Below are 24368 nucleotides of genomic sequence, written 5' to 3'. Positions count from 1 at the left end.
AACTGCCGCTCAGGACCATGGAGTGTTGCGCGGCGACCGGAAGCGGCGCATCGGTTGTTCAGTACAACTACGTCACGTCCGGGCTGATTCAGGCGCGAGGTTGCGAATCAAGCCGCACTTGAGGGGCGGGACCGTTAACCTCTCGTTAACTCAATAATCCTTGCGACTTCAAGAGAATCGGGCATTACTCTCCATCAGCGCATTTTGAGCCGAACTGCTCAAAATTCCGCAGATGCAGAGATTAGGATGCCAACGTCAGCGAAACCTCTCGACGAGAATGTGCGTGACCTCCGCTCCCTGATCAATGCGGACGCAGCGGAGCTTTCGGCACGACTACGGGCCCAGCAGCTTCGCGACTTCCCGCCAGCGGCTGAGAAGACGATTCGGCGGTTTTCGTCGGCGGAAGCCGCGCGCTTCATCGGCATAGCTGAAGGGTACCTTCGCCAATTGGTGTCCGAAGGAAAGGGCCCTCCAGCACCAGCGAACAGCCGTCGGAGTTATTCGATCGAAGACGTCGATGCGTTGCGCCGCGACCTCGACAGCGCGGGAAAAGGAGCGCGTCGCTACGTCCCACATCGGCGCGATACCGAGGCTCTCCAGGTCATTTCGGTCATGAACTTCAAGGGCGGCAGCGGCAAGACGACCACCGCCGCCCACCTCGCGCAGTATCTCGCGTTTCGAGGCTACCGCGTCCTAGCCATCGACCTCGATCCGCAAGCAAGCATGTCAACGTTGTTCGGGCACCAGCCCGAACTCGACGTCGGCGACAACGAGACAATCTTCGGCGCCATCCGCTACGACAGCGAGCGCCGTCCAATGCCGGAGATCGTGCGCGCCACCTACATTCCGAATCTCCACATCGTTCCGGGTCAGCTCGAACTCATGGAATTCGAGCACGAGACACCCAAGGCTTTGATGACGCGACAGACTAACGACTCGATGTTCTTCGCCAGAATCGGGGAAGCTCTGGCGCAGGTTAGCGACGCCTACGATGTTGTGGTGATCGATTGCCCTCCGCAACTCGGCTTTCTCACCCTGTCTGCACTCTGCGCCGCGACAGCAGTTTTGATTACCGTCCATCCTCAAATGCTCGACGTGATGTCGATGTCGCAATTCCTAAACATGACCGGAAGTCTGCTTGATGTCGTCGCCGAGGCCGGCGGCGCGACCCAATACGATTGGATGCGCTATCTCGTCACCCGTTATGAGCCTAGTGACGGCCCACAAACGACCATGGTTGGTCTAATGCGTTCCATCTTCGGCTCACGCGTGTTGACCCACCCGATGGTGAAGAGCACGGCCATCGCAGATGCCGGGCTCACAAAGCAGACCCTGTACGAGGTCGAACGACAGCAGTTTACGCGAGGCACGTACGACCGCGCCATTGAAGCCTTGGATCTCGTGAACGGAGAAATCGAAAGCCTCATTAAGCAGGTCTGGAAGAGGAATTAGCCATGGCACGCAAGATCAGCTTCGATCTTCCGACGACGGCGGAGCAGACGCCGCAAGAAGCGCCGCCCGTTTCGCCTGCCAATCGCGTTCGGCCTTTGTTGGGACTTGACCGCCCGATCAAACAATCGAGTGCGCTTGGCGCAATATCGCAATCGCTTGGCGGCATCTCGGAGAAAGTCAAACGCGCGGAAGAGATCGAACAAAAGCTCATCGAAGGCCAAGTGATTGTTGAACTCAACCCGGCGCTCATCGACAATTCTTTCATCCCTGACCGTATGGAAGCCACCGAGCAGCAGAACGCGGCGTTCCGCGAGTTAATTCGGGAGCATGGACAAAACGTCCCGATTCTCGTTCGACCGAAACCGAGTGACACGGAGCGCTACGAAGTGGCCTTTGGCCACCGACGCCTGCGCGCTGCCCGAGATCTTGGCATCAAAGTGCGCGCGGTGGTGCGGTCGCTTACCGATGAGCAACTGGTCATTGCCCAAGGTCAAGAAAACAGCGGGCGTACCGATCTTACGTTCATCGAGCGAGCCCGGTTTGCCGCGAGACTAGAAGATCGGAAATTTTCACGTGAGATCATAATGGCGTCGCTCAACGTCGACAAAGCCGCACTCTCGCGGCTCATCTCGATTGCGACCCGGGTGCCTGCAGCCGTTATCGAAGCGATCGGGCCGGCACCAGCCTTCGGCCGAGTGCGCTGGCAGGAACTAACGGATCTGCTGGAGCACGAAAATAATCGCACTCGTGCGATCGACGTGGTCAAGGATACAAGCTTCCGCGCCTTGGAGACGGATAAGCGCTTTGAAACTATCGCGGCCGCGTTGCGCGAGAAGACGTTGCGCGCGCGCGCTGAAACATGGGCGGCCAAGGATGGAACGCATGCCGCCAAGGTCTCGCGTGCCGGCAAGAAGCTCACGCTAACATTTGACGATCGAATCGCACCTAAGTTCGGCGACTTCGTCAGACAGCGGCTCCAAGAGCTTTACGATGAATTCAAAGTAGGCGACCCGCCTGCGTAACCCCGCTTGCCTGGTCGGAATGAGCCGACCGGATCAAGACACCGCAACCAAGTCGGAGAACTATAGGCAAAGAAAAGGCCCCCGAAACGTCACCGTCCCGGAAGCCCCTCTGTCGTGTTTGGCGACTGATAGAGAATCACTTCCGCGAATCGCAGTCAAGTGTCTCGTGAGAGACGGCGTCGTTTTGGCGAGCCGATTTCCTTTGCCCTGAAGAGGCAAAGACATGCAGTCACACGCTCCAACGACGCCCTTTGGGCGGCGATCGCTGACGCTTGCCCACGTGGCAAGCCAAATGGTGGCCACCACGCGGCCACCCGAGAAGGTCGTACACAAATGGAAGATCTTTCACGCCATCTGCACGGCGCGGCCGCGGCTGGGCGTGTCCGAGCGTTCGCTCTCGGTTTTGAACGCGCTTCTCACCTTCCATCCTGAGACCGCGCTCACGGGAGAGGACGATCTGATCGTCTTCCCGTCGAATTATCAGTTGTCGCTGCGGGCGCATGGGATGCCGGCATCGACATTGCGGCGTCACCTTGCTGTACTCGTCGATGCCGGCTTGGTCGTTCGGCGCGATAGTCCAAACGGCAAGCGCTATGCTCGCAAGGGCAGCGCCGGCGAGATCGAGCTGGCCTTCGGCTTCGATATCTCGCCACTGGTTGTCCGATCGGAGGAATTCGAGAGCCTAGCGGCGGACATTGAGGCAGAAGCGCGGGCGCTAAAGCTCGTCCGTGAGCGGATCACGCTGTGCAGGCGCGATTTAAGCAAGATGATCGCAACCGGTATCGAGGAAGGCGTCCCGACCCGTAGGGGAGGGCAGGGGCCAGCCGATTGGCAGGAGGTTCACGCTGCCTTCCGCTCGATCGTCGACCAGATTCCGCGCACGGCAACGCGACAAGAACTCGAGCCGATCGCCGAAGAGCTGTCACAGCTTGCCGATGACGTGCTCAATCTTCTGGAAACACATATAAAAACCAAGAATCCTAGCGCCAATGAGTCCCATTCTGAGCGCCACATACAGAATTCAAATACAGATCCCTTTATTGATCTTGAACCTAGCCTTCAAGAAGGCAGGGCGGCGAGGGCTGAGCCGAAACCTCAAACACCGAGGGTGGCGGAAGGGACCTACCCGTTGGGAATGGTGCTGAGCGCTTGCCCCGATATCGTCGATTACGCCAAGGGCGGGATTTCGAACTGGCGGGATTTCCTCGCCACCGCCGCGGTGGTTCGATCGATGCTCGGGATCAGCCCCAGCGCCTGGGAGGAGGCGCAAACGATCCTGGGTGAAACGCCGGCTGCGATTGTCGTCGCGTGCATTCTGCAGCGCGGCACGGCGATCAGGTCCGCCGGCGGTTACCTGCGCGGTTTGACTCGAAAAGCCGAGGCCGGAGAGTTCTCGCTCGGCCCGATTTTGATGTCTCAGATCAATTCGCAGCTTAACGAAAAGCGGCGGGCGTGACGTGATGGTCGACCTCACCCTCACCTCCTCGCTTTGCCTGGTATTCTCGAGCTTTAGCCATCGACGCACCTGGCTGCGAGCACGTGATCGAGCGAGCCGTGAGTCGCGGAAAACTGAAACTGCGCGGCCGTTACGCACTGCTCGGTCTCTCTGCCGCCGGTCGCACAGGTCCCGGGAATCGCCAGTTCGATCGTACCGATCAGCGCAGGTCGGCGCTTCCGAAATGTCGTCCGTCGGCAAATGTGCGAAACGCCGCGATGCTCACATGGCCGTCCTTTTTTGCTGCGCTGACCGAAGATCCTGGTCCTGGCGGCGATGGCAGCTCTTTCTCCCGTTTGGGCTGTCGCTCCCGGTTGCATGGCTGGATTCCTATGGCCGTTGTCGCTTAGCAGTTAACCGCAAGAATGCGCCGGTTTGGTTCTGATTGACCATTTAATCATGAGAATCTGTACTGCGGGATTCTCAGATTAACTGCAATTGCAGGGAAGACCCCGGCCAGTGGGCTTGGGCTATCATGCGTTCGGCGGTGTCGGTGAATCGGAACCTGTTGTCGCCCACCATGTGCCGACGCAGCATTCGGAGCATTTCCGGTCCGGCGCGTTCGACAATTGCTATCCCGGCCAGCAGTGCCGGTCGCACGTGAAGCCGAAGGATCGGACTTGCGGGCGTGGGCAGGTTCTCCTGTTCCGCAGCAACGATGCCATCGAGATCGGGAATGATGACGCCGAGCACCCTGAAGCGCCAAAGGTCACTCTCACGGGGAATAGGTCTTGGAATGCGTCGCATCAGGAGAAGCCGAGCGATTTCGGCAGGCGATATCCAGGTCGCGACACCACGTTCGGCCTCGTCGTCGAGCAGCTCTTCGCCCCGAATTGCCGCATCGCGATATTGCCGGAAAGGGGAGGGGAGTTCGCGCCCGTCGGTGTCCCGGAACGGACATCCGCAGAGAGGGCAGGTGAGGCGCCAGCCAACCAGCTGGCTTCTGAAGGTTGGCCCCGGTTCCGTGCGACGGACGCTGCAGTTCGGGCAGGATTGCTGCGGCCTGACTGCGATCAGCCGGCGTGACGACTGCGCGACATTGGTGAAGGTCATTCGACGCACGACAGCCGGCTCGGTGGCGAACACCTTGGCCAGCCGGATTTCCTGATCGTCACTCAAATGGAGATCGGCGGCTCGCAGCGAATGAGCCTCCGGCAGGCAATGCCGCAGCATGACCAGCGGTGGAACCGCATAGAAGGCGGCATGCCGGTTGATCCAGGAAGACAGGAGTTCGTCTGAATGCGGCGGCAATATAACCGGCAACTTCCGTTGCGGTGCATCCTCCGTCATGCGAATGCCGCCTCGGCATCAAACTCCGGCTCCCAGCTCTCGACCGCTTCGTTCGTAATCTGCTCGCTGCCGTTTTCGATGGCGTCGATCGCCAGGTTGTTGACCATGTGGAAGATATTGGCCGTGATGCCCTCGGTAATCTGCAGGATCCGCCGCAACGATTTTGGCGTGAGCACCGACGGCCGGCGTAGTGGCGTGTTGCGGAGGATCGACGTCACCAGGGTTTCGAACTGCTCGTTTGCGGCCCACCGGCTCAAGGTGAGCTGCTCGAACCGGCGTGCAAGCTGAACGTCGCCGCTGATGGCCTCCCGCGCCTCGTTGACGCCGAAGCAGACCAGCGAGATATGAAGACGATTGCTGAGGAAGCGCAGCGTGTTCAGCACTATGCGCTGCTCACGGTAGGTTCCGGCAAGGATGTTGTGCACCTCGTCGATGACCAGAACCTGCACGCCGATGGCCTCCATAATCCGCAGCGTCGCCTGTTCCATCTGGGCAATGTCGGCGCGCGGCCGCTGCGGCGCGCCGAGAAGGGTCAGGAGCTCGGCATAGAACCGTCGCTCGCCGGGCCGGCTGGTCATTTCCATGGCGAGGACCGGGGTTTTCAGTGTTCCCGTCACCGGATTGAAGCTCGGTGGATGCTGGTCCCGGAAGCGCTTCATGATCATCGTTTTGCCCATGCCGCTGTCGCCATAGATCGCGATCGAAGGCATGCGGGTGCCCCGAGGATAGTCGAGGAGGGCGCTCAGACGATCGAGAGCCTGCTTGGCGCGTGGGTAGAGCACCCAGCGGCGCGATCGTATCGCGCGAATGCGCCGCTCGTCCGTTTCGACAAGCAACGCCGCCGCGCCTGCGGTCAGGTGGGAGATTTCCTCGTTCATGTCAGCTCAATCCGTATCCTCGACAAAGGGTACGGGTTTGCTGGAGTCGACGCCGCGAAGCGAGCCCCATTCGCGATCTTCCACTCTTGGCTTGCGGCCGACTGCTTTGCCGTGCCGCACCGTAGCCGTCATCCGCTTTGCGTCTTCCACCAACTGGCGCCGAGCTATGGCGGTACGAACGATTGTTCCCATATCGATTTCGCGTTTTCCCTTCGCCAGCAGCCATTCTCGCGACGACTTGGCTTCAGCGAGGGTGATCGAGGGCAAGGTGATGTCGGCATATCGGGCCTCCACGAAGTTGCCCGACAGACGCCGGACAAATATGCGCGACAGATCTCGCGGGTCATATTTGATCAACAGCCGCCGCTTGCCGGTCCGTCCAACATCCGCAGCCAAGGCGGCGGACCAGTATCGCAGTCCGAAGATGTGGATGCCGTTTGGTCGCAGCGTCCGTTCGTCTTCGGGCAGGAAGGTGAGCCAGAAATGCATTCGGTCCTGTGGAAGCCGTAGCGGGATTGTACCTTCATGCTCGCGCCATACAGCGATCGGTGGTCGTTTGAGACTGGCGTGGATCGATTGATGGTAGTCGCCGACAATGTCGAGAGCGATGTAGCGCTCGAGTTCGCGCAGCGTGAATGCCGAATGTCGACGAGAATCGTAATCGCCCAGTTCGTCGGGATTGCTGAATGTTGTGCCGGGGAGCAGGTGAAGCTTGCCCATCTGTGTGCCGATCAGGCGCTCGATGTGGCCACCGAAGCGGGGCTCGCCGGGAGGCCGCCAGTCAATATCGATACCGGCATCCTCGCAGCCGCGCTGGAATGCGCGGCTTCGGAAGTCGCGGCCATTATCGACATGGAGCTGATCCGGGAGGCCAGCGACGGGCCAGGGGTCTGCTATCTCGCGTTCGCGAAGCCACGCAGATTTGTCGAACACCGAATGCAGCAAGCAAAGGCTTGTCGATAGCCGAGATGGCGCCGCCATGGTGAGGTAGAAACCGGTGACCATCCTGCTGCAGACATCCATGGCCAATGTCAGCCACGGGCGCCCGAGCGGTCGACGGTCCTCTTCATCAACGACGAAGATGTCTGCCTTGGTGTGGTCGATCTGGACAACCTGCAGCGGTCTCGAAACTTCGAACTTGCCCGGAACGGCAATAGTCGATTTCTCAATCTTCGGTTCTCCGCGCGCCTTGGCGCGCTTGGCAAGATCGACGTCTTCAATACGTGCGACGATTGTTCTCCGATGAGGTGGCGCCAAGCCTGCAGCGCGACAACTCGCGTTCACCTCACGCACCAGGGCTGATACGGATGGGCGGTTCTTCTTCAGATAGAAGCGCTTGATCTCGGCCCGGATGATTTCGTCGCGCGCTTCGTCGAGAACCCTGTGGCCGACAGGGCGGCCGGCCTTACGCCCGACGAGTGATAGAACGGTCCCGCCTGCTCGGAATAGCTTCAGCAGCCGATACGCTGATGCTTGGCTTAGCCGAAGCTCGTCGGCAAGTTCTCGCATCTGGGCTGTCGTTGTGGGACCGGACACTCGACGCAGGAACTCGCGGATCACATCCGCCCTACGGCAGGCGTCATCCCAATCAATGTCATCGATTTCTTCGGCAAACGGCCCGGACATCGCGGCTCTCGGCGCAAGAATATGAAATCGATCATTCTCGCATTAAGTGCCAAAATCAAGCAATGATTATCATAATTAACTGCTAATTATCAAATTAGGTACCTGCGTAACGACTTGATATCATTGTGTTCCGATTCTTGAGGTTTAATGGAAAGTCACAGAGAGCCTGGCGGCCGACATCGAGGCAGAAGCCAGGGCGCTCAAGCTTGTCCGTGAGCGGATCACGCTGTGCCGGCGCGACATCGCCAAGATGATCGCCACTGGCATCGAGGAAGGTGTCCCGACCCGTAGAGGAGGGCAGGGGCCGGCCGACTGGCAGGAAGTGCACGCGGCTTTCCGCTCGATCGTCGACCAGATTCCACGCACCGCGACGAGGCAAGAACTCGAGCCCGTGGCCGAAGAGCTCTCACAGCTTGCCGACGACGTGCTCAATCTTCTGAAAACACATATTAAATCCACGAATCCAAGCGCCAATGAGTCCCATTCTGAGCGCCACATACAGAATTCAAATACAGAACCCTTTATTGATCTTGAACCTAGCCTTCACGAAGGCAGGGCAGCGAGGGCGAAGCCAAAACCTCAACCACCGAGGGTGGCGGAAGGAACGTATCCGTTGGGAATGGTGCTCAGCGCTTGTCCCGACATTGTCGATTACGCCAAAGGCGGGATTTCGAACTGGCGGGATTTGCTTGCGACCGCCGCGGTGGTTCGATCGATGCTGGGGATCAGTCCAAGCGCCTGGGAGGAGGCGCAAACGGTCCTGGGTGAAATGCCGGCTGCAATTGTCGTCGCATGCATCCTGCAGCGCGGCGCCGCGATCAGATCCGCCGGGGGGTACTTGCGCGGGTTGACGCGGAAAGCGGAGGCCGGAGAGTTCTCGCTCGGCCCGATTTTGATGTCGCAGATCAATTCGCGTCTCAACGAAAAGCGCCGGGCGTGACGCGATGACCGCCTCACCTCCATGTCCTCGCTCTGCCCTGCGTTCTCGAGCTTGAACCATGGGCGCACCTGACCGCGAACCGTTGATCGAGCGACCCGCGAGCCGCGGAAAACTGAAACTGCGCGGCCGTCCCACACTGGGCGGTCTCGCCGGCGCCGATCGCACACTGCCTGGGAATCGCCGAGCCGATCGTACCCGTCCGTGCACGTCAGTGCTTCCGAAATGTCCTCCGTCGGGAGGTGCGCAAAATGCCGCGATAACAGTACGGCAGTCCCTTTTTCCTCGCGCCGACCAAGGAGCCGGGTGCGGGCGACGATTGCAGGTCTTTCTTCCGTCTGGGCTGTTGCTCCCGGTTGCATGGCTGGATACCTATGGCCGTCGACCGCACGTCGGCCCCTGGAGCCAAGAATTTTCCCCTGCCGGACACCCCCGCAAGTGGGGACCCCGACCGGCATTCCTCGCGCATGCGCCTGTGGCGCCAAAATTCGTGGTTCCGGCCGGGGCGCAGCGCTGCGCTTGCCCTCCGCCCGCCTCTGGCGGCTCCGGCTCTGTTTCGTCTTCCCGGCCATTACGGAAAAGCCATCGCAACGGGGCACAGCCCCACAAGATGGAGAAAGACAATGCGCAATATCGCCGAATTCACCCTCATCGGTCGGGTCGGAACAATCAAGCAGGTAGGCAAGACAGTTCGCGTCAGCGTCTGCGCCAACTACCCCTTCAAGGACGACAAAGGTCAGTGGAAGGACGACGCGCACTGGAACGAAGTCACGATCTTCACGAAGGCGATCCAGTCCTACGTGAACGAGCACGTTAGCAAGGGCGACCTGGTCCATGTGCGCGGACGGCTTCGGCAGAACAGCTTCGAACGCGATGGCCAGCGGGTCTACACCGTCGATCTCATCGCTCTGGAGCTCGGCCGGTTGGCGCAGGCCAGCGAACGCGTCGCGGCATAGCGAACAGCGGGGAGGCCTCGGCCTCCCCGCCTTGCTCCTCGTCGAACGGCTGACGAGGTAGCTTCGCCGCGAGCGAGTCTTCGGACCGCTACGAAGGAAGTTTTCGCGATCGGGTCTGCCGCGCGAGCCCACGGTCTGCCCGATTTTTCTTGCCGATCGCCGAGACGAGTTCGTCATAGTTGACGCCGCTTTTCTTGAGAGCGCGGCGGGCATCTCCAACCTCAAAGCCGAGAAGCTCGAGCACGCTCATGTTCAGGCTCGAAGCGATTCGCTCCATCGTCCGCAGCGTCGGATTCCCGATGCCGCGGAGGATCGTGTAGTAGGTGCCGCGCGCGAGGCCGGTCTTCGGCAGGAAGGCTTCCATCCCGCCGTTTTCGATCTCGAGCTGTTGCAGCCGGATCGCCAACATCTCGTTCAGGATCGAGTGATCGACGGGAAGCGGCTTGCGGACGGGCGGCATCGTTGACTGGCTTTCGGATCCATAGCGAAAAAACTACGGGAACATACATGAAGCCCGAGGTCCAGTATATTGGATGTTAAAAACTTTAACAGGCAAGTGGTTGAAACGACTCACCTTGCAGCCCATGTATCCCTGATGTCCGGGCGCGGTTCCGCCGGAGGACGGCGAAGCAATTTCAGCGGATCGACGCCCGCCCGCTCGGCAATGAGCTCGATGTAGTCGAGGCTGGGATTGGCGGCCGACGTCATCAGATGAAAATAGCTCGACCGTGGTATGCGCGGGCGCTCGGCAAACTCCCGTCGGCTCAAACCTGATTCCAACCGGAGGCTTTCCAGCCCGGCCTGGGACGCCCGTCGCAGTGTGCTGCCTTGCGCCGCGTGAGCTGCCTTTCGGCGGCATTGCTTTTCGCCCATCGGTCATTCCTCGCACTTCCAATGCCGACGACCCGTCGATCCGCTAGCCAACCTATACGTTGGACCGCCCGTCAACATTCAATATAATAGACGGATTCGATTCAGCCCAGAGAGGTGCGTTCGGACAAAGAAAAACCCGGCAGAGCCGGGTCTCTCGTGAGGATGAGCGGGCTGGCGACGCCAATCACCAACAGTGCCGCAATCGCATGAAGGCATTTTAGCCCGCGCCATCCGACAGTTCAAGAGGACTCGCGTTTTTACGCCACGGTCTTTGTTTGCCCCGCGCTCTCCCAACGAGAGGAGCGAATGGAGATGCTTGACCAAAATCCGATCACGCCGTTTGGACGGCGACCGCTATCGCTCAGCACCGTAAAGATGCAGCGCGATATCAGAGAATGTCCCCACGGCAAGCCCGTGCACAAATGGCAGGTGTTCCGAAACATCTGCCAGGCGCGGACATCGCTGCCGGTTTCTGACCGCGCGCTCGCGGTGCTCAATGCGCTGCTCTCATTTCACCCCGACACGGTGTTGACTGCCGGCGCCGGCGATCTCGTCGTATTCCCCTCAAATCGTCTTCTCGCGCTGCGCGCCCACGGAATGGCCGCTTCGACCTTGCGCCGCCACCTTGCTGGGCTGGTCGATAGGGGGCTCATTCTTCGGCGCGATAGCCCGAACGGCAAGCGCTACGCGCGCAAGACGACTTCGGGCGATATTGAACAGGCCTTTGGCTTCGATCTCGGACCGATCGTAGCCCGCGCCGACGAATTCGCCGCTCTGGCCGAGGCCGCGATCGCCCGACGCCAAACCCTTACCGTTCTTCGCGAGCGGATGACTTTGGTGCGGCGTGACATCGCCAAGATGATTGCAACTGGAGTAGAACAGGGTGTCGCCGCCGACTGGGCATCCTATCATGGCACTTTCCGCGACATCATGGGCCGGCTTCCTCGCGTCCCGACGAGCGAAGTCCTAGAGCCCATCGTCGCCGAGCTGGCGAGCCTGGCAGCAGCGATCGTCAACGTTCTTGAACAAGACCTTGATCCGATCGAGCCCGGTCTTCCAAACCCGCCCGCCGATCAGAGTCAGCATTCAGCCCCTGAGCGGCCGAACCCATCCGAACCGGACTCAGGACCAGGCGCTCCCGAGACAGCCGACGCCGAAAGTCTCCGATCGGCCGGTTCAATCCCTATTCGGATGGTGGTCGAACTCTGTCCTGACATTGTCGACTACGCCCGTGGCGGCATACGCACCTCTCAGGATCTTGTAAGCACAGCATCAATTGTGCGCCCTATGCTCGGCATCAGTCCCAGCGCCTGGGAGGAAGCCTGCGCCGCAATGGGCGACGGCCAAGCCGGCGCGGTGCTTGCCGCCATCCTGCAACGCGGCGCCGCCATCAAGAATCCAGGGGGCTATCTCAGAATTCTGGCCCGGCGTGCCGCAGCTGGGGAATTCTCAGTCTGGCCTATGCTGATGGCGCTACGCCGGCAAGGGCGCGCGGCCAGTGACCGAGACCGCCTCCCATCTTCCTTCCCGGACGATTGTTCGTAAAGGCGATCCTGCCGTCTCGCTCCGCTGATTTCCGCCCGTAGCGAGACCTTGCCGTCAAGCTTCGCGCGGAGGCGGCAGGCGGCCGATTCGTTTGAGGTGGTCGTAGACAATGCGGTCGATGATGCGAAGCGGCTGTGTTCGCTCCTCGGCGGCCATCTGACGGACGACAAGGTCGATCGCATCGGGGAAGCGCAACGCATAAGGTCGAGACGACGATCGCTCGCCGTAGGCATCGAATGGATTTCGATCGCGGGCTTTCTGAGGGCGCGGCTGCATGTGCGCGGACGAACTATCCGTCTGCGCGGAGTGTGCCGTTGGCGCGGTGACCTGGTCTTCATATGCCGGCGTCACGACCACCGGCTTGGCCGCGAGAGCATCTGGCGCCGACGCGTTGACCCGATGGGCGCGAAACGCATCGCGGGGCAGGGAAGGACGATCCGGTTTCTGTGCGGAGGCGGGATCCGTCATGCCGCGCTATCACCCTGGCCGGCGGCCTGGCTTGCCGCGAGCAATTCGCGCACGACCTGGTCGGCGTTGTAGCGCGCCTTCCGGATCGATTCGTCCTTGTCGCTCATCTGGTACAAGGTGCCATGTCCGCTTGTCATGGTTCGATACGTGATGCGCCGGTACAGCGCATTGGCGCAGACGGGAACCTTTTCGGCATCGAGATACGCGACAACCTCCTTGAGGGGCCGGGTGTTACGGTCGAGGCTGTCATATTCGTTGAACAGAACGCGATGCTGGCTCATCGGCAACTTTGAAGTGGCTGCATGCTGTTCGAGATTGCGGATCGTGCGCACGACCTGCGAAGCGTCGAAGGTGTGCACCTTGCAGGGCAAGACGACGAGATCGGCGCGGAGTGCCGACCGGATCAAGACATCGCCATAGTAGCCGGGAGTATCGATGACGACGACGTCGTAGCCATCGAGTCGATCAATCGCCTGGGCGAGGGCTTTCTCGTCAGGTGCGCGCACCAGGTCTACGCCCTGCGGGCTAAGGCCGCGCGCGACCGACGACGCATGCCACTGATAGGAAGACCCCTGCGGATCAGCATCCACGATGGCGGCCGAGTAACCGTGCTTGGCGAACTCGCCCGCCAGGATGATTGCGACGGTGGTCTTGCCGCTTCCGCCTTTCGGGTTCGCTACAGCGAAGATGCTTGGCAAAAAGTTCCTCCGTCGGCGATCTCAATGGCCATGGATGCGGCAACAACATACAACATAGTGAACATACGGCAATCCCCGCATTGTACCATTCCGGTAGTCCGCGATCGCGGTCTTGATGCAATATGTTGTTGCGGAGATGCGCGAATGCGCGTGTACGGCATTGCGGTAGTCCTGGAATGCAGTGTTGCGAGATTGCGGCATTGTGATTGTGCGGTGTTGAGGCTTTATCTGCTTGCCTCTTTGCGGCATTCCGTTTGTGCGGCAATCGTGACATGACGCAACACGGCACTACGGCATTGCGGTATTATCGCAATCAGTTGGTCACGGGAGACCCTGCGGGCGAGGGTGTTGAAGGGTCCATACGGACGGCTCTTTCAGACGCGAGAGCTCTTCATGAACTTAGCATCTAACATTCAACGTATTAGATATTGGTTGACAAGATATCGGTTTGTGGGCCAAACCGGGGAACGGCTGCTGGGCGCAGCCGGAGGGCGCTGACGCGCGACGCCGGCGTCCTGTCGGGACGCCGGCGTAGTCGGCTCCGGTCTCACGACCGGCGAGCCGAGCGAACGGGAGGAGGAGGGGAACCTCGATGGTCCGCTCTGCAAGAGCCCTGCGACGCAAGCCGAGGCTTCGGACCGAGCTGTCCGATGCAGATGAGCAGCGTCTGCAGGAGGCTGTCGCGTTGTTCGGCCTGCCGAAAGCGGAGGTGGTGCGGCGATTGATCCGAGCGTCTGTTCAGGCGGGACCGGCCTTGTCGGCCGAGAACACGCGCGCTGTCGTCGAACTCGCGCAGCAGGTCCGGATGGTCGGCCGCAATCTGGCGCAGGTGCTTAGAGCCATCCATCGCGGCCAGGCCGTGCGGATCGAGGACACGGAGCCCGTGTGGCGAGGTCTTCATGAAGTCGTCGCCGCGATTAATGATGAGCTGACCGAAATGACGGTCGCCTACGGGTCGAAGTTGCGGCGAGAGGCCAAGTTGACGTTGCACTTCGTCGCCGATGAGGCCGCCCCATGAGCCGCGCAGCACAGATTGTCTGGTGGCTTGAACAGGTCGAGGCCGCGCGTCGGGCGGTCGCGGAGGCGCGAGCGGAACGTCGGCGGCCCCGCCGGCCCGGCGCGTTGGACGAGGACGTCCGCGCGAGGCGAGCACGGGTGGCGCCGCTTCCCAAGACGCCGCCGGCACAAGACATCATCCGTGGCGCGACCATCACGGGTGAGTGGGATGAGGAACGGGCCCGCTCGATCCCGGCCGCGAGCGGGGGTGGCGGCGCAGGACCTGGGACCGCGCCTCTGCGTGGCGCGCCGAGCCCGATCTCCGGAGGATTCGGCGCTAGCGGGACCGCAATGAGTTCCGGCGGGGCAGGACAGGGCGGACCCCTTGGCCGAGCCCGGCAACTCGCTGCCGGCTACCAGCCTGCTGTCATCAAGGTAGTGTCCTATGCGCGCGGCGTCACGCGCGCCACGGCGACCGGCCAATATGTCCAGCGCGAAGATGTTCCGCTCGAGACCCATGACGGGCGGTTGTTGACGAACCGCGAAGCCGTCGCCGACGAGATCAAGGCCTGGTCGGCAGATTTTTCGAAGCGTGCGGAGAGCCAGGACGTTGGCGCATTCCGTCTGAAGTTTGAAGGTGTCTCAGACAATGCCGAAGGCCGAGCGGCCTACCAGAAGGCGATCGCGGCCGGCTTCTCGGGACATCGCTACGCGGCTCGCGTCGACGTCGACGACAAGGGCGCGCTCGAGGCGCACGTCGTCGCCGCGATGGCCGGGAGCGGCAAGGAACGGTTTCGCATCAGAGAGGCCCAGGCTGCCGATCGGGATCATGACGCCCGACCACGCCGTCTTGATTCAGTGTCCGCCGCCGCTGTCCGCGCCAGGATCGAAGCGGCCTCGGCGATCGACGGGCAGGCGGTGTTAATCCGACCCGGGGCGACCAGCCATGGTCGAGACGGCGTCACCTACAGGCTCAATAAGCTGATCGAGAAGGACGCAGCACTCGACGACCGCGGCAAGAGCTTGTCCAACGTGGCAGATGCGCGGGTCGCCGCGCGCGAATGGGGTCCGTCGCTCCGGTCGCAATCCGCGCGCGATACGATGCACCTGATCATTTCGGCGAAGGCTGGAACGGATGTGGCCGCCTTCACCGATGCAGCGCGTGCGTTCCTGCACGATCGCTTTGCCGATCATAAGTTCATGTTTGGCGTTCATACGGACAAGGAATCGGCCGGGCACATTCACGCTCACGCCGTCATCACCGTGAAGAACGAATCCGGCCAGAAGATCCGTCCCAATCGGGATACGTTCGCGGAATGGCGCGAGGTGTATGCACAGCACGCTCAGGCACAAGGCTTGAAGATCGTCGCGACCACCGCGAAGGAGCGGGCTTCCTCGCAAAGTTACGGCCCGAAGGATAAGGCGATCGTCGAAGCGGCGGATCGGCCGCGTCCGGCGCGAGAAGCCCGAGATCGCGCCTATGCTGCCGATCCCGCCAATCAACGTCTTATCGACAATGCGCGGCAGCGGATCCGGGTGGCGAGGACCAATCCCATCCGCTTGCCGATGTCCGCGCCTGACCGCAAAGTCGTGAACGAGAGCATCGTGGCCTGGAAGGCAGTCACGGTGGAGCAGCCTTCAAACCGGATGGCGAAGGATATGCTTGAGCGGCTGTTGATGGCGCAGACTGTTGGAGCCATTCTTCACACGATCGGCAAACGGGTGGAATTGTTGAGCAAGGAGGGCGACATGCCAATTACATCGGAGCAGATGGTCCAGGATCTGCGACTCATGAACGAAGCGGTTTCGCGAACCAGCGACCTGTTAGATGGGGAGACCAAGCAGCAGTTCCGTGAGACTTCGGCGCGCTACCTTGAAACGCTTGCCAATCGGATTGATCTCCAGCGGATGCAGGAACGCGGTGTGCAGCAGCTCGCCCAGGCGGAGGTCGAAGCCATCGTCGGCGTGAACGCCGATCGGCTTATCGAGCGCGCCCAGGAGATTCGGATCAAGGAAGAGTTTGAGGCGACGTCCGATGAATATCTTGCAAGTAGTGCAATCGATGCGGAGCGACGGCAGGAGGGCCGCGGGGGCATTGATCAAGCCTCGCAGCAGGAATTGCGGGCGGAAAGGGCTATCGTTGCCGGTTCGCAACAATCGGCGGCCCGGGAAGCGCGCGAGGCAGCCGCTGCTGCCGAGGCCGCGAGATCAATCGCCGAACATCCAGCACAGCCACTGCCGGCTGCCTTGATCCAGACCGATGGCTTGGCAAAGCTTCGCGCGGAACAGGAAAAGATCGTGCGTGAGCTCGAGGCGGAAAAGCCAAGCTTGCAATCAATCAAGGGACAAAGGCTTAGATGAGGAGCAAACATCACCAGCGAAATCTAAAAGGTACCGCAAATAGGATTACTGCGCGTTTGAGAATATCGTAACGGCATATTACAATGAAGCTGCTCGCCGAGGATGATTGAATTGTTCCTGGAGCGTGCGAGGGAGATTTTAGCATAAAATCTTTAGACGCATGGCGATTGCAATCGCGTGGGATTTGCTAACAGCATCAAGTTTCTCGCGTGCTGAAGCGATGTGCTTCGTAACTGTTGACCGAGAAATACCGAGAATGACAGATATTTCCCAATCGGTTTTTCCTTCCGCGGCCCAGAGAAGACAGTCAAATTCGCGAGGCGAGAGCGGTTTAGAACGTGTTAAGTTCGGACGGCGCAAATATAACCAATGGCCGATGGCGAAATGTGCGAGAAAAGTAAGTGCTGATCGGTCACGATTGCTGAGGTCGTCCCTCGCGCCGCCGAATGACAATGCCGCCGTCCGCTGGTCTAATGTGGTGATAGGGATCACAAAGCCCTCCACTAGCCCAAAGTCGGCGGCCTCACCTCCGATAATCCGCACATTGTCTGGGTCGGGACAGGATCTATAACCGTCTGACCAGGAAAATGCATTTCGATCTTTTTGGAGCCGAGCTAAAATCGGATCTCGGGGAAGATAATTTTGATCGACGTATCTGGCTCCCCAGCCTTTAGGGAAATATTGTACTACCGCGCGAGCTTGGATTTCGGTCTTTGAATTTCGCATATCACCCGGTGGTACGATTCCGCCAAACACCGAAGCAAATCCGTAAATTTTAGCGATGTTTATAAGACAGTCTTGAATAGCGTTTTGGTCAGCTGCCTGCTCTATCAGCGAGATAATCTCCCAAGTGCTCCAAAATAAGTCTGTCATTCTCAAGCCATTTGCGACTGATTGCATTCCGATTCGATCTGTCTCAAAAACCTGATGAGAGATCGTCGCGCGGGGCGCGCGATTTAGCGGTGCAGAAGTCGTTGGTATAGCGGTCGGGCGGCGCGAGAACCAAGCCAAAAATTCCTGCTGTATTTGGCGAAGGCAGAGTGTGATATTTTCCGTTTATACTCGGCTGTAGAAGCTTGTTCTCGTGCGACTATTTAAGCGGTGACTGTCGGCTCGATGTTTCTGCGGACTTGTGTAAATGGAATTGGAGTCTTCGTTTCAGAACTTAATCTGAGAACGAACGCGACAACTCGAGACCTGAGAACAAAACAATGCGCGTTCTGCCTTTGGAAGACGATGCCATGATCGGCGAGGGCCTCTCCCGGACGCTTGCCATGGAGGGCATGTCGGTGGATTGGGTGCGTCGCAGCCGGTCAAATACCAGAAGAGGAATGGCATAAATTGCCATGGACACATCTATAATACATGCTTATAACTTCTCCAGCCGTGAGTAATAACGTTCCAATCGTCACAGGAATCAATTGCAATCAACAGGCATATGGTCCGAGCACGCGATCTTTGGCCGGGCGAATGCTTGGGTAGCAGCAAACTCGCAGGGAAAAGAACGGGCATGAACTCCAGTGCCTCTGCCAGCAAATTCGATCGAATCGCGGATAGCGTGGGAAAACTGAACGATAAGGGACGCGGTAGCACCGAACACTCACACTTCTCTTCATTTCCATAGAGCCTGGCGTACTATCCAAGCAAAAGTCGCTCACTGTTGAGAGTTCCTAACAATGCCCCACAACTATGCGATCAACGATGACGTCCACCATCAAGTGCAGGCTCCGCAGGGCAGCGCCGTCGTCAAGGAACGCAGCGTTTACACAGTCATCTCCCGTCTGCCGATCGAAGCCGACGGTCGTCCGCGCTACCGGATCAAGAGCAAGACGGAAAAACTTGAACGCGTCGTAACCGAAGAACAACTCAGTCGCCTCAGCAAATAACTGTGTAGGCTATCAGCGTATTGGATGCTCTGGTCTCGCCTCGGCACCGGTTGTGCGCCCGCAATCGGTGGCCTAGCGGAGCGGTAGATCTCGTTTTAGGTGAGTACGCCTGCGATTTCTTTCGCGAGCCATACTCGCCGCTTCTAACGGAGACAGAAAAATGCGTGAAGCCGTTATCGTTTCCTATGCACGTACCGGGCTGGCAAAATCCGGCCGCGGCGGCTTCAACATCACCCCACCGATGTCGATGGCGGCCCATGCCATCAAGCACGCCGTCGAGCGCGCCGGCGTCGACAAGGACTATGTCGAAGATTGCTATCTCGGCAATTGCGCGCATGGCGCGCCCAATATCGGCCGTCAGGCCGCACTGCTGGCCGGTATGCCGAAATCCACCGCCGGCGTCTCGGTCAACCGTTTCTGCTCGTCGGGACTGCAGACCATCGCGATGGCCGCTAACTCGATCCGTTCGGACGGCGCCGATTGCATCGTAGCCGGCGGCGTTGAAAGCATCTCGATCCCCGGTGGCGGCTCGCCCAAGGAATCGATCGACCCGGACCTGCTGAAGGCCGCGCCCGACATTTTCATGGCCATGATCGACACCGCCGATATCGTCGCCGAGCGCTACAAGCTCAGCCGTGAATACCAGGACGAGTATTCGCTGGAATCGCAGCGCCGCATGGCCGCGGCCCAGCAGGCTAACAAGTTCAAGGACGAAATCGTCCCTATGAAGACCAAGATGAAGGTGGTCGACAAGGCGACGAAGGCCGAGAGCATCGTCGACTACACGGTCGATCGCGACGAGTGCAACCGGCCGGAGACCACCATCGAAGGCCTCGCCAAGCTCGAGCCGGTCAAGGGTGTCGGGAAGTTCGTCACCGCCGGCAACGCCAGCCAGCTTTCGGATGGCGCGGCGGCAGTGGTGCTGATGGAAGCCAAGGATGCCGAGAAGCGCGGACTTCAGCCGCTCGGTCGCTTCGTTGCCTGGGCGGCGGCGGGTTGCGAGCCGGACGAAATGGGCATTGGCCCGGTATTCGCGGTGCCGAAGCTGCTGAAGCGCCATGGCCTCAAGGTCGGCGACATCGACCTCTGGGAATTGAATGAAGCCTTCGCCAGCCAGTGTCTGTATTCGCGCGACCAGCTCGGCATCGACCCCGAGAAGTACAACGTCAACGGCGGCGCGATCGCAATCGGCCATCCTTTCGGGATGACGGGCGCGCGGCTCACAGGCCACATCCTGCTAGAAGGTCGTCGGCGCAAGGCGAAGTGGGGGGTCGTGACGATGTGTATCGGCGGCGGCCAGGGCGGCGCTGGCTTGTTCGAAATCTATAGCTGAGCTCGTCCGCATAAACCGACGCGGAGATGCCCCCTTTTACCCGCTGGGATACGCTATGATTGTTATCCGCATAATAGCATGGCTACGCATAAAACTGACAGGAAAGCATCCGACGCTGCCCGAAGCGCCTGTCGATCGGTTGGTGTTAGATCTTGAGGAGTTCGGGAGGCTGTTAAACAGTGGAGATCCGACGGACATGAAGACGATCGCCCGCTCTATGCACGTGCCTATTGACCCCAAGTTTCACACCGTCAAAAAGCTCTGACTGACCGAAAGGTCGCCTATTCATCCTTGTCGCTTGCGAGTTTGCCAGTCTTCCGATTTATGAAATGAAAATTCCTGCAAGCGGGGCATGTTACCATCTCATTTGTCTCCGCATCGGCGTCTTCGGCCAACCGCACTCGCACGGTGAAGCCGGTCCAAGGACATCGATATAATATCAAATTGGCCATTCCAATTTCTGGCATCACCGAAAGCGGACTCCTTGATCTAGATCAAAAGAGATCAAACCGGCTTGAAGCAGCAGCCGGACGTCAGGAGCTGATCGATTCTTGATGTTCGAAACTGCCCCGAGCAGCCTTGAGCTCGGCCCAGGGTTTGCATACGACGAAGACCGTCGGATTGCCGCATGCGCGCGGGCACGGCGAGCTCTATGATGGCGTTGCGTGATGGTCAGGCGGCCTGCTGATCGGCGGGCTTGTCGGCCTGGCGCAGGAGCTTCCATTCCCAGGGCAGCAGTTCGTGCAGACGCGATGCGGGAAGATCGGCGATACGGGCGAGGACGTCGGCGAGCCAGGCCTTGGGATCGACGTCGTTGAGGCGACAGGTGGTGATCATCGTCAGCATGATGGCGGTACGGTCGGCACCACGCTGGCTGCCGGCGAAGGTCCAGTTGCGCCTTCCCAAGGCGATGCCTCTCAATGCGCGCTCGGCACAATTGTTGGTCAAGCAGATCCTGCCATCGTCGAGGAAGCGGGCGAAGTCGTTCCAGCGCCTGAGCATGTAGTTGATCGGCTTCAGGACATCGGAGGATCGCGAGAGGGTTTCGCGCTCACGCAGCAACCAGGCATGCATGTCTTCGAGAAGCGGCTTGCTCTTTTCCTGGCGCACGGCGCGCCGCTCGTCGGCGCCGCGGCCATTGATGGCGCGCTCGATCTCGAACAACGCATCGAGGCGTCTGACCGCCTCCAGCGCGATCGGAGAGACCGGTTTGCCCTTCTGGCCTTCCCGAGCATTCTTCTCGATGTCAGCCAGCTCGAAGAAGCCCCGCCGCGCATGGGCAAAGCAAAACGCCGGCGTAATCGGCAGCATCTTCTTCTGCGGGTCGAACAGCGGCTCGAAGCCGTTGTAGCAATCGGCTTGCAGGATACCGGCGAAGGCGGCCAGATGCTTCTGGGGATGCTCGCCTCGTCGGTCGCCCGAGGCGTAATAGACCGCCGCCGGCGGCGCAGGCCCGGCGAACGGCCGGTCATCCCGCACATAAGTCCAGATCCGCCCGGTCGTGCACTTGCCCTTCGCCAGGATACGGATGGTGGTGTCGTCGCCATGAAGGCGCTCGGCAGCGAGCACATGGCGTTCGATCAAGTGGAAGAGCGGCATGACGGCGAAGGTCCCGTGGCCGACCTGGTCGGCCAGCGTCGACAACGGCAGGTCGATCCCCTCGCACTTGAAGCGCGCACTCTGGCGGTTGAGCGGGATATGCATGCCGAACTTGTCGAACAGGATCGTCGCCAGCAATTGTGGGCCGATGAAGCCGCGCGGCGTGGCATGGAACGGCGCCGGCGGCTGGCTGATCTTCTCGCAATCGCGGCAGGTGAACTTCTCGCGCACCGTCTCGATGACCTTGAAGCGACGCGGGATCTCCTCCAGCGTCTTGGTCACATCCTCGCCGATCTTCGCCAGCCGCGATCCGCCGCAACAGGCGCAGCTCGTCGGAGCCTCGATGACGACGCGCTCGTGTTCGATGTCGTCCGGCCATGGCTTGCGAACCGGCCGCTTGCGCGTGAAGGCGCGGACTTTCTGCGTCTTCGCCGCCGCGGCCTGCGCGGCAAGCTCATCCTCGCTTGCCGTGGTGACGAGTTCTTCAAGTTCCAATTCCAACTGCTCGATCAGCCGTGCCGTGCGCTCGGAGCGCTGCCCATACAGTTCGCGTTTGAGCTTCTCGATCCGCAGCTCGAGATGCGCGATCAGCGCCTCGTTGTCCGACAGCTCCGCCCGCGCACTGGCAGCCACCGCCTCGGCTTGCAGCCGCGCCTCACGCTCGGCCTGCAGCGCCGCTAGGGCACTCACAAGGTCCGATGGAAGATCGTCCGGCTTCGATATTGACCTGACGGATATTTTGGACCAGCGGGATGGAGATTACTGCATCGCCGCGTTCCGTTCCAGATGCAGTATTTCCGGCGATGACGTTTGCGGTGCGGGCGGTCGATAATGCAACGATGAGTGCGGTCGGATCGTGTTATAGTGCTTGCGCCATTGCTCGATGACGACGGTGGCCTCCTTTAAGCTGTAGAAGATTTCTCCGTTGAGGCATTCATCTCGCAGCTTGCCGTTGAAGCTTTCGCAGTAACCGTTTTCCCAGGGGCTGCTAGGTTCGATGTAGAGCGTTTTTACTCCCAGCCCTGCAAACCAACTGCGCACGATCTTGGCCGTCATCTCCGCGCCGTTGTCCGACCGGATGTGGTCGGGGACACCGCGTTCGAGCATCACATCGGCCATCGTGTCGATGACGCCAAAGCTGTTGATCCGGCGCGCCACTCGGATGGCCAGGCACTCGCGGGTGAACTCATCAATCAGGGTCATCAGCCGGACCTTGCGGCCGTCGTGGGTCTGAGCCTCAACGAAGTCATAGCTCCAGACATGGTTGCGATGCTGTGGTCGCAGCCGGATGCAGGATCCGTCGTTGAGCCACAGCCGGCCCCGCGGCTTTTGCTTCCTGGGTACTTTAAGCCCCTCCCGGCGCCAGATCCGTTGAACCCGATCACACCCGACCTGCCAGCCGGCGTCGACAAGCAGGGATGTGATCCGGCGATAGCCATATCGTCCGTATTGGGAGGCTAAGGAGACAATCGCTCTCGTCAGCGCATCTTCATCAGCACGGACAATGGTGGTGTATCGCTGCGTCCCGCGGTACTGGCCGACGATCCGACAGGCATGGCGCTCCGAGAGCCTGTACTTCTCCCGGATGGCTTCTACCGCCTGTCGGCGCCGTTCAGGGCTTACAAGTTTCCCGAGGCAACGTCCTTGAGCACCTGTTTCTCAAGCGATAGATCGGCGACCAGCCGCTTGAGGCGCACGTTCTCGCGCTCGAGATCCTTCATCCGCCTGGCCTGATCAAGCTCCAGCCCACCGTATTCCTTCCGCCAGCGGTAGTAGCTCTGCTGCGAAATCCCGGCTTCCCGACACGCTACCGGCGCTCCTTTGCCCTGCGACATCAACACTTCGATCTGACGGAGTACCACTACGATTTGCTCCGCGCTGAATCTCTTCTTCGGCATAACCAAAGCTCCTTTCCAAGCTCATTTTCTCACAAAGCTTGGTCCAAAAAACCCAGGTCAGGTCAGGTCAGCGAAGGCGGTTCCGCTGTTACACGTAAGTTGACGCGATCGAAGATGCGAGATTTCTTTTCGAAAATCGAGCCTTGCCGCATCGGCCTGGAAGCCTGCGGCTCAGCACATTATTGGGCCCGCGAGCTCCAAGCGATGGGGCACGAGGCATTTTTGATGCCACCGGCTTACACCAAGCCTTACGTCAAACGCGGCAAAAATGACGCCGTCGACGCGGAAGCTATCTGCGAAGCAGTCTCCCGCCCCGGAATGCGCTTTGTACCGATCAAGAGCGCGGAGCAACAAGCGTGCGCATTTCGCTGATCGTGAGCAGCGATTTCAGTCGATGGTGAGCGCTCGTTTCATTTGATCGTGAGCAGGTATTTCAGGCGATCATGAGCAGGCGCCTCGGCCGACATGGTGATTGTGTTCAGGGGTTTAAGTTTGCGTCAAGAGCCTGGTTGCGGGCGTTCTGCTTTCGCATGCTTTCTCCGGTAAGTTGAAGGCGGTGAGCGTTGTGAACGAGACGATCCAGGATGGCGTCGCCCAGGGTGGGGTCGCCGATAACGTCGTGCCAATGTTCGACGGGGATCTGGCTGGTGACGATGGTCGAGGCGCGACCGTGGCGATCATCGAGGATCTCCAGCAGGTCGCGCCGTTCGGGCGGATTGAGAACCGACAGACCCCAATCATCGAGAATGAGGAGCTGAACGCGCCCGAGGGTTTTGAGCATGCGGCCATAGCGGCCGTCGCCCCGAGCCAGGGCGAGGGCCTCGAACAGGCGCGGGACGCGATGATACTGGACCGAACGATTGTCGCGGCACGCCTTGTGGCCGAGGGCGCAGGCAATCCAACTCTTGCCGAGCCCGGTCGAGACAGCGTCACAATGCCGGGTGTCCGGCGTTCGAGGTTTTGATCCTCTATCCGTTCCATCCTCGGGCCGGGCAGATGGTGCAGGTCGAGCACCGCAAGCGCTTCGCCGGCGAGGACCATCTGGTCGTGGTGCA

20 protein-coding genes and 2 pseudogenes are annotated in these 24368 nt (G+C 60.2%); 11 read left to right on the top strand and 11 right to left on the bottom strand.

Going from position 1 to position 24368, the window contains the following annotated elements; translation table 11 throughout:
- Positions 1-246: 246 nt before the first annotated feature.
- The 3 genes from repA to repC (CWS35_RS38575) all read left to right on the top strand — a co-directional run bounded on the left by repA (position 247) and on the right by repC (CWS35_RS38575) (position 3930).
- The gene (repA, locus tag CWS35_RS38585; RefSeq protein WP_100957232.1) at positions 247-1452 is read left to right on the top strand and encodes a plasmid partitioning protein RepA; all 1206 of its coding nucleotides are present in this window, start codon (positions 247-249) and stop codon (positions 1450-1452) included.
- Between the two features lie 2 nt (positions 1453-1454).
- Positions 1455-2474 carry a plasmid partitioning protein RepB gene (gene repB, locus CWS35_RS38580; protein ID WP_100957230.1) on the top strand — a complete coding sequence of 340 codons (1020 nt, stop codon included), beginning with the start codon at positions 1455-1457 and terminating at the stop codon, positions 2472-2474.
- A 223-nt stretch (positions 2475-2697) separates the two neighbouring features.
- Positions 2698-3930, top strand: a complete 1233-nt coding sequence (repC, locus tag CWS35_RS38575; protein WP_100957228.1) for a plasmid replication protein RepC — start codon at positions 2698-2700, stop codon at positions 3928-3930.
- A 462-nt stretch (positions 3931-4392) separates the two neighbouring features.
- Here the strand turns inward: repC (CWS35_RS38575) and CWS35_RS38570 are convergent, their stop codons facing one another.
- The 3 genes from CWS35_RS38570 to CWS35_RS38560 are packed head-to-tail and all read right to left on the bottom strand — an operon-like array spanning position 4393 to position 7763.
- On the bottom strand, positions 4393-5259 hold the full coding sequence (locus CWS35_RS38570; RefSeq protein WP_100957226.1) for a TniQ family protein: 867 nt from the start codon (positions 5257-5259) through the stop codon (positions 4393-4395).
- The gene (locus CWS35_RS38565; protein ID WP_100957224.1) at positions 5256-6137 is read right to left on the bottom strand and encodes a TniB family NTP-binding protein; all 882 of its coding nucleotides are present in this window, start codon (positions 6135-6137) and stop codon (positions 5256-5258) included. Before CWS35_RS38565 ends, CWS35_RS38570 begins: the two co-directional genes overlap by 4 nt.
- Positions 6138-6143: 6 nt before the next feature.
- Entirely contained in the window at positions 6144-7763 is a 1620-nt protein-coding gene (locus CWS35_RS38560) for a Mu transposase C-terminal domain-containing protein (RefSeq protein WP_100957222.1), read from the bottom strand.
- Between the two features lie 166 nt (positions 7764-7929).
- Between CWS35_RS38560 and repC (CWS35_RS38555) the strand changes: the two genes are divergently transcribed.
- Together repC (CWS35_RS38555) and CWS35_RS38545 are read left to right on the top strand one after the other, a co-directional pair.
- The gene (repC, locus tag CWS35_RS38555; RefSeq protein ID WP_371682891.1) at positions 7930-8703 is read left to right on the top strand and encodes a plasmid replication protein RepC; all 774 of its coding nucleotides are present in this window, start codon (positions 7930-7932) and stop codon (positions 8701-8703) included.
- Between the two features lie 620 nt (positions 8704-9323).
- Positions 9324-9656: a single-stranded DNA-binding protein gene (locus CWS35_RS38545; protein WP_100957220.1), complete on the top strand. Its 333-nt coding sequence runs from the start codon at positions 9324-9326 to the stop codon at positions 9654-9656.
- An 88-nt stretch (positions 9657-9744) separates the two neighbouring features.
- Here CWS35_RS38545 and CWS35_RS38540 read toward each other — a convergent pair whose 3' ends face one another.
- Both CWS35_RS38540 and CWS35_RS38535 read right to left on the bottom strand, forming a co-directional pair.
- Positions 9745-10116: a transcriptional regulator gene (locus CWS35_RS38540; RefSeq protein WP_011505045.1), complete on the bottom strand. Its 372-nt coding sequence runs from the start codon at positions 10114-10116 to the stop codon at positions 9745-9747.
- A gap of 110 nt (positions 10117-10226) precedes the next feature.
- Positions 10227-10529, bottom strand: a complete 303-nt coding sequence (locus tag CWS35_RS38535; RefSeq protein WP_100957217.1) for a helix-turn-helix domain-containing protein — start codon at positions 10527-10529, stop codon at positions 10227-10229.
- 312 nt (positions 10530-10841) lie between these two features.
- Here CWS35_RS38535 and repC (CWS35_RS38530) point away from each other — a divergent pair, with 312 nt between their 5' ends.
- Complete coding sequence (gene repC / locus CWS35_RS38530; protein WP_100957266.1) at positions 10842-12074, top strand: plasmid replication protein RepC; 1233 nt, start codon at positions 10842-10844, stop codon at positions 12072-12074.
- A 54-nt stretch (positions 12075-12128) separates the two neighbouring features.
- Here the strand turns inward: repC (CWS35_RS38530) and CWS35_RS38525 are convergent, their stop codons facing one another.
- Both CWS35_RS38525 and CWS35_RS38520 read right to left on the bottom strand, forming a co-directional pair.
- Complete coding sequence (locus CWS35_RS38525; protein ID WP_100957215.1) at positions 12129-12542, bottom strand: hypothetical protein; 414 nt, start codon at positions 12540-12542, stop codon at positions 12129-12131.
- The gene (locus tag CWS35_RS38520) at positions 12539-13240 is read right to left on the bottom strand and encodes a ParA family protein (RefSeq protein WP_100957213.1); all 702 of its coding nucleotides are present in this window, start codon (positions 13238-13240) and stop codon (positions 12539-12541) included. Before CWS35_RS38520 ends, CWS35_RS38525 begins: the two co-directional genes overlap by 4 nt.
- Before the next feature lie 592 nt (positions 13241-13832).
- On the opposite strand from CWS35_RS38520, the gene CWS35_RS38515 reads away from it, so the two are divergent.
- Positions 13833-14258, top strand: a complete 426-nt coding sequence (locus CWS35_RS38515) for a hypothetical protein (protein WP_040427759.1) — start codon at positions 13833-13835, stop codon at positions 14256-14258.
- A complete protein-coding gene (locus CWS35_RS38510) occupies positions 14255-16597 on the top strand; it encodes a relaxase/mobilization nuclease domain-containing protein (protein WP_100957211.1) in 2343 nt (780 codons plus the stop codon). Before CWS35_RS38515 ends, CWS35_RS38510 begins: the two co-directional genes overlap by 4 nt.
- Before the next feature lie 138 nt (positions 16598-16735).
- On the opposite strand, the gene CWS35_RS38505 is transcribed toward CWS35_RS38510, so the two are convergent.
- The gene (locus CWS35_RS38505; protein WP_244626176.1) at positions 16736-17497 is read right to left on the bottom strand and encodes a LuxR family transcriptional regulator; all 762 of its coding nucleotides are present in this window, start codon (positions 17495-17497) and stop codon (positions 16736-16738) included.
- Between the two features lie 776 nt (positions 17498-18273).
- Between CWS35_RS38505 and CWS35_RS38495 the strand changes: the two genes are divergently transcribed.
- Positions 18274-18483, top strand: a complete 210-nt coding sequence (locus CWS35_RS38495) for a hypothetical protein (RefSeq protein WP_100957209.1) — start codon at positions 18274-18276, stop codon at positions 18481-18483.
- A 160-nt stretch (positions 18484-18643) separates the two neighbouring features.
- Positions 18644-19816: an acetyl-CoA C-acyltransferase gene (locus CWS35_RS38490; RefSeq protein ID WP_100957207.1), complete on the top strand. Its 1173-nt coding sequence runs from the start codon at positions 18644-18646 to the stop codon at positions 19814-19816.
- A gap of 672 nt (positions 19817-20488) precedes the next feature.
- Here CWS35_RS38490 and CWS35_RS38480 read toward each other — a convergent pair.
- Both CWS35_RS38480 and CWS35_RS38475 read right to left on the bottom strand, forming a co-directional pair.
- Complete coding sequence (locus CWS35_RS38480; protein ID WP_100957203.1) at positions 20489-22138, bottom strand: IS66 family transposase; 1650 nt, start codon at positions 22136-22138, stop codon at positions 20489-20491.
- A gap of 36 nt (positions 22139-22174) precedes the next feature.
- Positions 22175-23313, bottom strand: a protein-coding gene (locus CWS35_RS38475; RefSeq protein ID WP_100957201.1) for an IS3 family transposase whose coding sequence is annotated in 2 segments (ribosomal slippage) — positions 22175-23049 and positions 23049-23313 — 1140 coding nt in all. Because the reading frame shifts where the segments join, the coding sequence is not laid out codon by codon here.
- An 81-nt stretch (positions 23314-23394) separates the two neighbouring features.
- Here CWS35_RS38475 and CWS35_RS38470 point away from each other — a divergent pair.
- Positions 23395-23670, top strand: a pseudogene (locus CWS35_RS38470) (IS110 family transposase); the annotation flags it as partial.
- 121 nt (positions 23671-23791) lie between these two features.
- Here the strand turns inward: CWS35_RS38470 and CWS35_RS38465 are convergent.
- A pseudogene (locus CWS35_RS38465) lies at positions 23792-24232 on the bottom strand (ATP-binding protein); the annotation flags it as partial.
- Positions 24233-24368 lie beyond the last annotated feature (136 nt).

This window comes from Bradyrhizobium sp. SK17 (assembly GCF_002831585.1).
Classification (GTDB): Bacteria; Pseudomonadota; Alphaproteobacteria; order Rhizobiales; family Xanthobacteraceae; genus Bradyrhizobium.
This window is presented reverse-complemented; position numbering and strand designations above follow the sequence as displayed.

Bases quoted from the DNA above. Each gene is read 5' to 3' on its own strand.
- repA (WP_100957232.1), top strand. From the start codon at position 247: ATGCCAACGTCAGCGAAACCTCTCGACGAGAATGTGCGTGACCTCCGC.
- repB (WP_100957230.1), top strand. From the start codon at position 1,455: ATGGCACGCAAGATCAGCTTCGATCTTCCGACGACGGCGGAGCAGACG.
- repC (WP_100957228.1), top strand. From the start codon at position 2,698: ATGCAGTCACACGCTCCAACGACGCCCTTTGGGCGGCGATCGCTGACG.
- CWS35_RS38570 (WP_100957226.1), bottom strand. From the start codon at position 5,259: ATGACGGAGGATGCACCGCAACGGAAGTTGCCGGTTATATTGCCGCCG.
- CWS35_RS38565 (WP_100957224.1), bottom strand. From the start codon at position 6,137: ATGAACGAGGAAATCTCCCACCTGACCGCAGGCGCGGCGGCGTTGCTT.
- CWS35_RS38560 (WP_100957222.1), bottom strand. From the start codon at position 7,763: ATGTCCGGGCCGTTTGCCGAAGAAATCGATGACATTGATTGGGATGAC.
- CWS35_RS38545 (WP_100957220.1), top strand. From the start codon at position 9,324: ATGCGCAATATCGCCGAATTCACCCTCATCGGTCGGGTCGGAACAATC.
- CWS35_RS38540 (WP_011505045.1), bottom strand. From the start codon at position 10,116: ATGCCGCCCGTCCGCAAGCCGCTTCCCGTCGATCACTCGATCCTGAAC.
- CWS35_RS38535 (WP_100957217.1), bottom strand. From the start codon at position 10,529: ATGGGCGAAAAGCAATGCCGCCGAAAGGCAGCTCACGCGGCGCAAGGC.
- repC (WP_100957266.1), top strand. From the start codon at position 10,842: ATGCTTGACCAAAATCCGATCACGCCGTTTGGACGGCGACCGCTATCG.
- CWS35_RS38525 (WP_100957215.1), bottom strand. From the start codon at position 12,542: ATGACGGATCCCGCCTCCGCACAGAAACCGGATCGTCCTTCCCTGCCC.
- CWS35_RS38515 (WP_040427759.1), top strand. From the start codon at position 13,833: ATGGTCCGCTCTGCAAGAGCCCTGCGACGCAAGCCGAGGCTTCGGACC.
- CWS35_RS38510 (WP_100957211.1), top strand. From the start codon at position 14,255: ATGAGCCGCGCAGCACAGATTGTCTGGTGGCTTGAACAGGTCGAGGCC.
- CWS35_RS38505 (WP_244626176.1), bottom strand. From the start codon at position 17,497: ATGCAATCAGTCGCAAATGGCTTGAGAATGACAGACTTATTTTGGAGC.
- CWS35_RS38495 (WP_100957209.1), top strand. From the start codon at position 18,274: ATGCCCCACAACTATGCGATCAACGATGACGTCCACCATCAAGTGCAG.
- CWS35_RS38490 (WP_100957207.1), top strand. From the start codon at position 18,644: ATGCGTGAAGCCGTTATCGTTTCCTATGCACGTACCGGGCTGGCAAAA.